Genomic DNA, 11,279 nt, shown 5'->3' on the forward strand with positions numbered 1-11,279 from the left:
AACATTATGATCGCAAATCTAAGCACATACGAAAGCGTAACAACCGAAGAAGTAAAGGTCTGGTTCAAGGCCGGACCTGTACATAAATTCCCAAAAAACGGAGGAGCCTGCATCAAATACAAAGACAAACAGATCGCCGTTTTCAATTTTACGCGTCAAGGCCAGTGGTATGCCTGTCAAAACTTATGTCCGCATAAAATGGAAATGGTGCTTTCCCGTGGTATGATCGGGGAAGAAGATAGGCACCCCAAGATTGCGTGCCCCCTTCACAAAAACACCTTTTCATTAAAAACAGGGGAAAACCTCAACGGAAGCCTCGATGCCATCGCGACCTATCCCGTTAAGGTAGAGGATGAAACCGTCTACGTTGGCTTTATGGAATAGACCGACGGACGCTAGGTGTGATTTATAACTTTAGGGTCCAGACTTGTTTCCCTACAAATTGAAGTACCATAGGTTGCACGGTATTCGTATATTAGGGCAAAAAATAAGTCTATGGCATCGCCCGATAAATTACAGCAAGCCTTTTCTTTGTTCGACAAGGCGAATGAACAAGATCCCCATACAGAAACCGTGCCTTCGGGAAAAACATACCCTAAGGAATTGCTTTATGCCCTTCGTATGACGGAGAAGTTGAACGATTTTGCGCCCAACGCCTCCGAGGCCCTACAGCTGACCGCAAGGTGCCAGCATATTTGCCGCTGGGAAATTCCCCGTGACGCATACGAAATGAACCGTGCGGGCTATTTGAAATGGCGTCAAGACCTTAAAACATTTCACGCCGAAAAAGCCTCGGCAATATTGAAGGAAGTGGGGTACGACCAGGAAACCATAGATAAGGTGACCTTCTTGCTGGAAAAAAAACAACTCAAAAAGAACCAAGAGACCCAGACTTTGGAAGACGTGGTCTGTCTGGTTTTTCTACAGTATTACTTTGAACCCTTTTCGGCCGAGCACCAAGAGGAAAAGGTGATAGACATTCTTCAGAAGACCTGGCGCAAAATGTCTGAAGCAGGCCACCAGGCCGCATTAAAGCTTCCGCTTTCAAAACCGGCATTGCAACTGGTTTCAAAAGCGATCAAGGGCTAAGCTGGGCCTACAGGAACAAGAAATAGACCTATGCCAAAAGATAAAAAAAAATTGCCTCTTGATTCAGAGACGTTTCTGAGTATCAGAAAATGGTATCTTTTGGCTTTGGCAGGCATTGCCGTGACCATTATTGTCGCCCAAATCCTGATACAATTCCATCTGAACACGCAATTGAGCGATTCCCGTGTTATCAACCTGGCGGGCCGACAACGTGCCAATAGCCAAAAATTGGTCAAAGAGGCCCTGCTCTTGAAAGAGATGCCCACTTCCAATGAAAAACGCAGCTTAATCACCTCCGAAATCAAGAAAACGCTTACCGTTTGGAAGGCTTCCCAAGAAGGCCTACAAGCTGGAGATGCCGAACTGGGACTCCCCCCGGAAAGGGATAAAAACATCATTGCCCACTTCCATGAAATAGAACCCCATTATTCGGCCATGGCCAAGGCCGCAGAGAACATATTACGCCTGGCAGCCAAGGATAGCCTAGCCAAGGAGGCGCTAGGAAAGGAAATTTCCGTACTGTTGAAAAATGAGCGCTCCTTTCTAAGGTTGATGGACACCATTGTAAATGCCTATGACCAGAACAGTAAGGAAAAATTACAAAACCTAAAACGTAAAGAGCTTTTACTCCTGGCCTTCTCGCTCTTGATCCTCGTACTCGAAATAGGCTTCGTTTTTAGGCCCCTATCGATCCAAATACGTAAGACCATTGCCCAGCTGGTGCAAAATCAGGCCAACTCAGAGGCCCGTGCCAAGGAAATCGAGCAACTCTATGCCGAAAAGGAAAAATCGCTACAAGAGCTTCAAGAATTGAATTTTGTAATAGACAATGCGGCCCTCTTTGCCAGTGCAAGAAGCGATGGTAGCGTTGTCTTCATCAGTAAAAAGTTCCTGAACCTCTTAGGGATTGACCAAAACGAACTGAACAAGCCCCTTTCCGAAATATTGACGGCGGACATAGGCCAACAAGCCTACCTTCGCGAAGTACTCAAGAGCAACCGAAAAAATGTCATCCGTAGTGAGGAAATAAAGATCACAACGGTCAAGGGAGCACACTTTTGGCTCGACATGTCCATTGTACCCATGCACCAATCTAGCCGACAGCAGAGTATTCTTATTCTGTGTTCCGATATTACCGAACGCAAGGAAAACAGCATAAAGGTCGAGCAGCTGACCCAACAGAACTTTGAGGCCCGAATGTTACAGAAAAAAGTACAGGCCAGCCAAATTGTCGAGGGACAGGAGGAAGAGCGCAAACGGATCGCCAAAGACATTCACGATGGTATCGGACAAATGTTGACCGCCCTTAAATTCAATATTGAATCCATCGACCCTGAGAACAAGGAAAAAACGGTGGAAAAAATAGCCTACCTGAAGTCATTGACCTCAGACCTGATCAAGGGCGTACGTACGGCCACCTTCAACCTTACCCCTCCGGAACTGGACGACCATGGTATTTTTCCTGCCCTTCATAAAATGACGGTAGAACTTTCAAAACTGACAGGAAAGACCATTCTTTTCGACAATAAGACCGATGACAACATCCGATTCGATTCTTTGGCGGAAACCAACGTATACCGTGTCGTTCAAGAAGCCGTCAACAATGCCATCAAATACGCCGAGGCCAATTATATTTTGATTACCATCAATTACAAAGACCATATTTTAAGCGTGGTCATCGATGACGACGGAAAGGGTTTTGACGATTCCATTCTCAACACCCCGCCCCAGAACAACAGCGAGGGCGGAATGGGCCTTTTCTTTATGAAAGAACGCATAGACTATATCAACGGCCGATTGTTTATCAACTCCATACCCGGTGAGGGAACAAGAGTTACCATCAATTATAAAACCAAAAAAGAAGAAGACCATGGAGCGGAATGAACTGTACCCCGTATTTCTAAAAGTATCCAACTTGAACATTTTGATCGTGGGTGGCGGAAATGTAGCTTTGGAAAAACTGAGCTTCCTGCTAAAATCGAGTCCGAACGCACAGGTTGAAATGGTCTCGCCCCTATTCAGGGAAGAAACCATTGCTTTGGCGAGGAAATTCGGCATCACCATGCATACGAGCGCCTATAACAAAAGCTTCCTGAAAAATAAGCACATGGTGGTAGCCACTACCGATAAGGTAGAAGTAAACGAACAGGTATACCACGACTGTCGGGCACAGAGTATATTGGTAAACGTGGCGGACAACCCCCCTTTTTGTGATTTCTATATGGGAGGGATCGTAACCAAAGGAAACGTAAAAGTGGCCATTTCCACCAACGGAAAATCACCGACTACGGCCAAGCGCTTACGGCAATTTTTTGAAGATGTCATCCCCGAAAACATAGATGACTTGGTCAAGAACCTCAATGAATTCAGAAAGACGATCAAAGGCGATTTTGAGGAAAAGGTAGAGACCCTTAACGAGTTTACCAAGGGCCTGGTCAACAAAAAGGAATCCTAAAACTGCCGGTCGCCCCGATTTCTAAAGGCCATAGCACGAGGCCCAAAACCGAAATACCAAGGTCGCCCCCAAACCAAAAATAATATGGGCACCTACCAACTGTAATAGGAAAAGCTCTAAATCCATTTCCGGAGGGGAACTGTGTAAACGTAGCATGATTATCCAGCAAAGCACTCCGAAAAGCCCTAAAACACAACCTAGAACAATGGCCAACCACCAGGTCGGATCGTTTTCCGTCAAACAGAAATACAAGGCCATGGCCCCCGCAAAGAGAAAGCCCGTTAAGTAGTGAAACACCCAGCCCCAAATGCTATCTGGCCCCACCTCTACATCCAATCGTTTTGAACGGTCCAAAAGTTTGTTGAGCAGCTTCGGTTCTCCGAGATCGGAATCGCACAACCTGCCGACCATATAACTAAAGGCGGTCATAAGGCTGGTTCCCACAAGTCCGGCTAAAAGAATTTTCGACAACTCCATTTTTTGATCGGTTTACCGTTTCCAAAGAAAGGTAATCAATTCAAACTACCTTGACCCAAACCGATCAAATTCTCTCGCTATTGAACAAAACCCGACCTCCTTTTCGTCCGTAGCCCTTTAGATCTCATTCATTGCCTCGGAAAACAATCGGAACGAGTTTATTCTATCTTCCTGATGGTAAATATGCGAAACCGCAATGATCTCATTGACCCCGGTCTGTTTGATAAAGGCCTTGGTTTTTTGTCTAACGCTATCCTTGCTTCCTACAAAGGCATACTTTAACATACGCTGAAATGCCGGATCTATGGAGACCTGTTTCAATTCGGGCGTCATTTTGATCGGGGGCTGCATATAATCGATTTTCCCTGTCATCACCCCTAGTATCAATCGCAACATGGAAGTCGATATGGTATCAGCCTCTTCGTCGGTTTCGGCGGCGACCACATTGATACCGGCCATGGTATATGGCTCCTTTAGGTATTGCGAAGGCTGAAAATTGTTGTAGTAAATGTCCAAGGCCTCTAAAAGCTGTCCTGGGGCAAAATGGCTCGCAAACACATAGGGAAGTCCTTCTTTGGCCGCTAGGTGGGCACTATCGGTACTCGAGCCCAATATATAAATAGGTACATCTAGCCCTTCGGCAATGGGCACCCTAACTTTTGCCTGTTGGTTCTCCTTTGAAAAATACCGTTGAATGTTATGCATTTCCTCGGGAAAACGGTAGACGGCCTGCATCCGGTCGGGGCGGATGGCGTTGGCCGTCAGCTGGTCGGTGCCCGGGGCCCTTCCCAAGCCTAGGTCTATGCGCCCTGGGTATAAGGACGCCAAGGTGCCGAACTGTTCCGCTATAAGCAGTGAGGAGTGATTGGGCAGCATAATACCGCCCGAGCCCACACGTATACTTTTCGTTCCCCCGGCAATATGCCCCATAAGTACCGCAGTAGCCGAACTGGCAATACTGAGCATATTGTGGTGTTCGGCCAGCCAAAAACGCTTGTAACCGAAGCTCTCGGCCTTTTGGGCCAGTTCAAGACTATTATCAAAGACCTGTTTCGGGGTCTTTCCTGCGCCCACGGTGGCCAGTTCCAATATCGAATAAGGTATATGTTTCATTTTTTCAATTTCTTTCATAAATCAACAGCCGACCATGGAGACTAGGCTTCGCCCGGCATTAACCGGATAAGCACACCTCTAGACCGAATGGTGATGGATTGTCAATACAATTTGAATGCCCCATTGGTCGTTACCGATGGCGAATACTAACAGCTTTAAAAAAATGTGTTTTGGTAAGGGTTTTACGACCGGTTTCTATTGGTGGAGTTCCGTATCACCAATTGCGATTTCAAGACCTTGCGCGTTACGGCCCTGTCAAAATCGGCAATACGATCTACAATGAGTTGGGCCGATTCTTTGCCCATTTCGTAACTCGGTTGGTCGATACTGGTAAGGGTAGGCTCGAGCAATTGGTCTACCGGTTCATTGTTAAACCCGATTATGGCCAGTTCCTCGGGCATGCGCAAGCCCCTTTCCTTGGCGGCCATCATGGCACCAATGGCCACTTGATCGCTAAAGGTAAGGATACCGTCAGGGTGGTCAGGGGAATACAAGAGCTTTCGCGCCGTACTCAGGTTGCCATCACGTGTAAAATCGGTGTTTTCAATAAGCTTTTCGTCTATTGCCATTTGGGCATCTTGCAAGGCCGCCCTATAGCCCGAAAGCCGGGTTTCGCTAATCTGTAGTTTTTCAGGTCCGCCAATATATGCTATGCGTGTACAGCCTACGGCAATGAGGTGTTGTGTAGCATCATAGGCCGCCTTAAAATTGTCGATGATCACCTTATCCGACACCACCTCTTCGCAAAGGCGGTTGAAGAATACCAAGGGAATCTTTTTCTTTTTGGTGGTAGCAAAATGCTCGTATTGCTTGGTCTCACTGGCCAAGCTTACAATAAGGCCGGCAACTCCGATATCGGTCAGTTCTTTGACCAAGATCTTTTCCCTCTCGTACGATTCGTTCGATTGACAAATGATAATCTGCATATGGTGCCGCTCCAGAACCTCTTCAATGCCCGAAATGGCCATGGCGTAAAGGTGGTACTTGACACTCGGTACGATTACGCCTACGGCATTGATTTTCTTTGCGGAAAAAGGGGTGATGTACTTGGTTTGAAAGTAGCCGTATTGTTGGGCCAGCTCCAATACCCTTTCCCTTGTTTTTATGCTAATACGGGGGTTACCTTGCAGCGCCCTTGAAACGGTAGAAACCGAAACTTTCAGCTCGGCTGCAATATCTTTTAAAGTCGTTTGTTTTTTATCCAAATTACTAATAATCAGTACGGCAAATATAATCTAAATTTCTAGAGCGGATACCAACATGACTTACCCCCTAGAGAGATTCAACTTTATTACCCCCTAAGTATCAGGCTAAAAGCACTTTTTTGTCAGGCTAGCCCCCCAAATCAACAAAGCACATATTGTTTTGGAAGTTCGACTGGCTTTGTGGGTTGAAATTTTATTGCTTCGAGTGACCGAGACATCAGTGATATACATTCTTAAAAAGGTATTGACATAGGGAAGTTTCCCTATTTCGAGCACCCAAGCAATAGCATGTTCAACAGCTTTTCGAACAAAGTCCGACAACGCTCCACGCTACTTTTTTTTGCAAATTTCCTTTTCACGCCAATATCCTTGTCCTCTTTCGGGTAGAATTCTATTCGGTTATTCTTTTTCGATTCACGTTATATAGGTCAAAGTTCGGATGCTTCCAGAATTTTTGAACGCCGTTTTTAGCAATGACATCCATTTCAGAGGCATAAATCGGGTAAAGTCCGGCAATATTGATCTTGTAGTCTAGGCCGATCTCGATATTGGCAAAGTCTTTTCTCTCTAAGATGGAAGGTGCAAAAACCAAAAAGGCATCCATTTCAGATTCGTCCGATATTTTTTCCCTAAAGTTTATGGTGTTACCATAAAAGAAGGGGCAATTTCCTCTCAAGGTATCGGCGACATATCCCGCCACTTGGGTCCAAGAAGTATCATTTGAATCGACCGTAATGATCAATTCGGGTCGCCCAAGTTTCCAGTCGGGGTGGTTCCCTAGTGAAAGTCCGTATGTAATTGCCGTGATCATTCCTTTTTCAGGAACATCCCTATACACAATATTCGTAACTCCCGGAGTCCCATCCGTATGGGCATCCCCTTTAAAAAACTCAGGTTCGGTTTGAAAAATTCTGTCTAAATGGGCCAAGTATTGTTCAACAGGTGTTTTCTTCTTAAATAATCTTTTCAACATAAGATTTGGGGTTTATTGTCGTAGTAATGTATGGGCCATTTTTACAATAAAAAATGTAATTGACCCTTCCAAAGAACGTTGCATCCTCGGTTTTGGTATGTTCGAAAACAACGCTGGCCCAAAAAGCGTTTTAACGATTTTCCTTTCTGATCAAGTAGAAAAAAAGCCCTGCCAGGCGGCTATCGGGTCTTTTTTAAAAGTCGCCCGTTAACGGGTTTGTTTTCAATACTTTTAACAAATACTCTTTTTTTTGCATCAAGTTCATGTTCTGTATGGAATCGGAAATGTTAACCGCAAGCTGTTGATTGCTATTTATTTTTGTCTTTACATATTTTGGCTCAAAATCTCCCGAGTCATTGTAGAAGTAAACAACAAATACTTTCTGATCATTGGTTTTGTATAGGCTATCAATAATGTTCCCGTGCCTATTTGTAGACACATTATAGTCTTGTTCGGCAAGTTGTTTGTAAATGGAATCTTTAGGGATGTTTTTTACCCCAAACAAATCATTTTTATTACTAATCGTATATTTTTTGTAGTAGTAGAAGTCTCTTTTCGTAAAAGGAAAAATAGTTTTACTGTATTTTATTTTAAAAAGGAAAAGTTCATTTTCAAATCGTTCGCGGGATTCTCCGAAGAGCGTTCCCAATTCCATTCCATCATCATTATATAATAAGTTCGGTCTATATTCTCGTAATCCATCGTAAACACTACTTATTTTTAAAGAGCTTAATCGATTATTGAATATGGTTATTTTATAGGGTGTGTATATAAACATACTATCTCTAAAAGGTCTTACCTTATAATCAATATCCCTTGCTTCCGTATTATTAATTTCAAAAGGAGGTTTTGAGTACTGATATGTTATAAACGTGGCCAAGATTATTAGAAGAAGAACACCTAGTTTTTTTATCATTTCTTACTCTTATTATGCATATGCGCAATCGGTCTTATATAAGATTTGTCACTTCGATCAAGTACCGAATTGAATGTCGACGCGTAGCGGTTCACGACTAAGCTGGAATTGATTATAAATTAGATACGTTATTCGCTTAAGATACCCTTATCCGCCAAATGTCATTTGTATTAGAACGTGCTAGAAGTCCCCTTTCGTGTGCTGCTTCCACTTCTGTTGGCGTGACTTTGTTATCTGCATTGGCATCTGGGCCGTTAAAACCATATTCGGGTTTAACTTTGGCGAACTCTGCTTCATTCAGTTTCCCGTCTTTGTCCGTATCAAATCGGTGAAAAAGTTAATTATGGTAATTCTTCTGTATTCTCCTTCATCTATGAAAGCTTTGAGTTCTTTACGGTAGTAATTCAAATTATGACCTTTAAAAAAGGGCGAAGGCCATATAAAAAAAATTTAGAGGACCGTTTATTTTATTTTTATATATTTGAATCCAATTTTTACATGTGCAAAAACGCATATGTTAAAAAATAAGATAGATGGACGAGCATATTAATATATTCAAAGCCTTATCGGATGCGACGCGATTAAAGATTGTTTGGCTGCTGACGAACATCGATGAAAAGATTTGCGTTTCGGAAATTGTAGAGGTATTGGACGAATATCAATATAATGTATCGCGCCATCTGAAAATATTAAAAAAAGCCAATTTGGTAGAAGAGGTTAAAGAAGGAAAGTGGGTGTTTTACTATTTGACACCGATCAAGAGCGAATTCAGGCAATTGATTCAAGAAGCCATAAAAACGATTCCCGAATCGCAGATGAATAACGAAATACACAAATGCAAAATATTACTGGCAGAACGCCCTAAATAAAGAGAAAACTAAAGCATTCGCTTTTTTTTGCCATAACATATGTGATTTGGCGCATATATTATAACGCTATTAAAACAAATATCATGAACGAAAAATTAAAATTAGCATTAGACGAGTTTATACATGTAGGGGTAGTATTGGTACTTATCATTGCCCTAGTATCGATAGTTACCGGTTTAATCAGGGCTTTTATACCCCAGCAAAAACTTCAAAAACGCTTATCAAAAACAGGAAAGTACAGTGGATTAATGGGAGCCCTACTCGGCATCCCTACTCCTTTCTGCAGTGCGTCTATGGTGCCCGTTTCTATGGGAATGATAGAAATGGGAGCCCCTTTCGCCATGGTGTTTTCCTTTTTGCTTTCTGCCCCATTGGCCAATTTTGTTGTGGTTGGCTTTATTTTTGGTGTTTTCGGATGGAAAGTGGCCTTGGTCTACTTCTTGATCGTTTTTTTGGGTTCCATATTTTTTGGTAGCATTGCCGGAAAGACCTCTCTTAAAAACTGCGTAAAACGCATCGATCTAAATTCAAAAGCTGCCACAAATACTTGTACGGCCCAACCCGCTACGGATTGTGCCACCGTCTCAAGTGGTCCAACAGCCTCTTGCGGAGCCGTTCAAAGTCCGTGTTCAGATACCCCGCCACCTTCTACCGGGGCCTGTGGGGCAAGCCCTGAATCGAATCCAAAACTTAAAGAAGCCTTTACTTTTGGCTGGGCATTGTTCAAGCGAATTTTCCCCTACGTTTTACTTGGTGCGGTAATCAGTGCGGTTTCAGCCGTATTCGTACCTGATGCATGGGTAGAAAAATATCTCGGAAACAATAGTCCACTTGCCATACCCATAGCGGCGGGCATAGGTGTTCCCCTGTATTTACGAATAGAAATGGCGATTCCCATACTAAAGGCACTTATCGTCAAGGGGATGAGTATGGGTGCGGCCATGGCCTTGATCATTGGGGGAACGGGAGCAAGCTTGCCAGAGATTGCCATTATCTCTTCCATGCTAAAGCCCAAGGCTATAATCGCATTTGTGGGTTCTGTAATGACCATGGCCATAGTCGGTGGTTTTATCTTTTACTTTTTCTTCTAAAACCATTTGTATGCAATCACTCTCCAATTTTTTTAAAAAGCTTGTCAAAGCTTGTCCGTATGCGCTGTTAGGAAAGCAATGTAAGGATGTGCTTAAGGGCCAGCCGAGTAGCCCTAAGCCTTCAAAAAATAAAACACACTTGTTTAAAGCCGGTATAAAAACGGGGCGAAACATTGCACTGGTCGGGGTGTTTTGCCCTTTTCTTTGGTATGCTATATTATCAGGGGCCAGTAGAAATTTTATCCTACTGAATTTGATACATTCGGGCATCATTGTAGGTTTAGGGCTTCTAGTATTAGGTTTTAATTACCTCGCCTTATACGCCTATACAAAATCACCTAAAAGGGGTTAGTTGGATAAGGTTTGCTAAGAGGAGGCCTTGATTCATCGTTGAAGTAATACGACATTGAAGGTTTCTCTTTTTTCAGCGCTTCTAGAACATCTTGGTCTTGAGTTTTGACGGGAATTATACTCGTGTCAAATCAGTAAATTTAATGATTAAACTTACTGTCCTAAAATTTGGGGTATCTACAGTTACTATCCAACATTCAGTGACAACTTAAATATTAAAACATACCATTTTTACCAATCATCTTCTTGTGAGAACTCAAAAAGCTTGGCTAAATTATCTTCAATTATTGGGACGTCTTTTGATTTAAAACGTTTTCTAAATTCACCATTTCCATTAAGGGCGTATTTTTCTATAGCGTATATACTTCCTTCGTCAAATATACCTACACTTGTCTGGCTTTTAAACTTCAGGTTTTTGGCAGCTATCCGGTATCTATCTTCTTTGAATTGAATTACAAAGCTGCCCATCATATTAGAAGCCATTAGATACATACTAGTGGTACCTTTATAGTTTATGGGGGCATCGGCAAATTTTCCAATAATAGAATTGGTATTCAATTCTAGAGAAGAGAATTTGCCAGATGATTTTAGCTGTTTCAGTAGCTGTTCAGAGGTACCCTTGTACTGCCTTATACTTCGCCAAATGACTTGGCCATTATCTACTTCTATTTGCGAAAATGCCAAGGTATTGACCATAAATAAAAACAAAAATAATCTCATCTTACAATCTCTTTTTAAAC

Annotated in this window: 12 protein-coding genes and 1 pseudogene; 6 read left to right on the forward strand and 7 right to left on the reverse strand. The window is 42.9% G+C overall.

The genetic code is table 11. From position 1 onward, the window contains the following. Positions 1-6: 6 nt before the first annotated feature. From nirD to ZOBGAL_RS07790, 4 genes are all read left to right on the forward strand, one after another. Entirely contained in the window at positions 7-384 is a 378-nt protein-coding gene (gene nirD, locus ZOBGAL_RS07775) for a nitrite reductase small subunit NirD (RefSeq protein ID WP_013993000.1), read from the forward strand. A 111-nt stretch (positions 385-495) separates the two neighbouring features. Then, positions 496-1,089: a DUF4202 domain-containing protein gene (locus ZOBGAL_RS07780; RefSeq protein ID WP_013993001.1), complete on the forward strand. Its 594-nt coding sequence runs from the start codon at positions 496-498 to the stop codon at positions 1,087-1,089. A gap of 30 nt (positions 1,090-1,119) precedes the next feature. Continuing rightward, positions 1,120-2,973, forward strand: coding sequence for a PAS domain-containing sensor histidine kinase (locus ZOBGAL_RS07785; protein WP_013993002.1), 1,854 nt, complete (start codon positions 1,120-1,122; stop codon positions 2,971-2,973). Next, positions 2,960-3,544: a precorrin-2 dehydrogenase/sirohydrochlorin ferrochelatase family protein gene (locus ZOBGAL_RS07790; protein ID WP_013993003.1), complete on the forward strand. Its 585-nt coding sequence runs from the start codon at positions 2,960-2,962 to the stop codon at positions 3,542-3,544. Before ZOBGAL_RS07785 ends, ZOBGAL_RS07790 begins: the two co-directional genes overlap by 14 nt. Before the next feature lie 21 nt (positions 3,545-3,565). On the opposite strand, the gene ZOBGAL_RS07795 is transcribed toward ZOBGAL_RS07790, so the two are convergent. From ZOBGAL_RS07795 to ZOBGAL_RS24030, 6 genes and pseudogenes are all read right to left on the reverse strand, one after another. Beyond that, positions 3,566-4,021, reverse strand: coding sequence for a hypothetical protein (locus ZOBGAL_RS07795; protein ID WP_013993004.1), 456 nt, complete (start codon positions 4,019-4,021; stop codon positions 3,566-3,568). A 117-nt stretch (positions 4,022-4,138) separates the two neighbouring features. After that, positions 4,139-5,134 (reverse strand): LLM class flavin-dependent oxidoreductase, encoded by a 996-nt coding sequence (locus ZOBGAL_RS07800; protein ID WP_231854805.1) that lies wholly within the window; start codon positions 5,132-5,134, stop codon positions 4,139-4,141. 182 nt (positions 5,135-5,316) lie between these two features. Beyond that, positions 5,317-6,339, reverse strand: coding sequence for a LacI family DNA-binding transcriptional regulator (locus ZOBGAL_RS07805; RefSeq protein WP_013993006.1), 1,023 nt, complete (start codon positions 6,337-6,339; stop codon positions 5,317-5,319). Between the two features lie 391 nt (positions 6,340-6,730). Continuing rightward, positions 6,731-7,312 (reverse strand): suppressor of fused domain protein, encoded by a 582-nt coding sequence (locus tag ZOBGAL_RS07810; RefSeq protein ID WP_046287400.1) that lies wholly within the window; start codon positions 7,310-7,312, stop codon positions 6,731-6,733. Positions 7,313-7,505: 193 nt separating this feature from the next. Continuing rightward, positions 7,506-8,228 (reverse strand): hypothetical protein, encoded by a 723-nt coding sequence (locus ZOBGAL_RS07815; RefSeq protein ID WP_013993010.1) that lies wholly within the window; start codon positions 8,226-8,228, stop codon positions 7,506-7,508. Between the two features lie 136 nt (positions 8,229-8,364). After that, positions 8,365-8,562, reverse strand: a pseudogene (locus tag ZOBGAL_RS24030) (hypothetical protein); the annotation flags it as partial. Between the two features lie 199 nt (positions 8,563-8,761). Between ZOBGAL_RS24030 and ZOBGAL_RS07820 the strand changes: the two are divergent. Then, positions 8,762-9,097, forward strand: coding sequence for an ArsR/SmtB family transcription factor (locus ZOBGAL_RS07820; RefSeq protein ID WP_013993013.1), 336 nt, complete (start codon positions 8,762-8,764; stop codon positions 9,095-9,097). A gap of 83 nt (positions 9,098-9,180) precedes the next feature. Beyond that, positions 9,181-10,188 carry a permease gene (locus ZOBGAL_RS07825; protein WP_013993014.1) on the forward strand — a complete coding sequence of 336 codons (1,008 nt, stop codon included), beginning with the start codon at positions 9,181-9,183 and terminating at the stop codon, positions 10,186-10,188. A gap of 582 nt (positions 10,189-10,770) precedes the next feature. On the opposite strand, the gene ZOBGAL_RS07835 is transcribed toward ZOBGAL_RS07825, so the two are convergent. Continuing rightward, complete coding sequence (locus tag ZOBGAL_RS07835; protein ID WP_013993016.1) at positions 10,771-11,259, reverse strand: hypothetical protein; 489 nt, start codon at positions 11,257-11,259, stop codon at positions 10,771-10,773. Between the last annotated feature and the right edge of the window lie 20 nt (positions 11,260-11,279).

Origin of the sequence: Zobellia galactanivorans (assembly GCF_000973105.1) — a bacterium.
Taxonomy (GTDB): domain Bacteria; phylum Bacteroidota; class Bacteroidia; order Flavobacteriales; family Flavobacteriaceae; genus Zobellia; species Zobellia galactanivorans.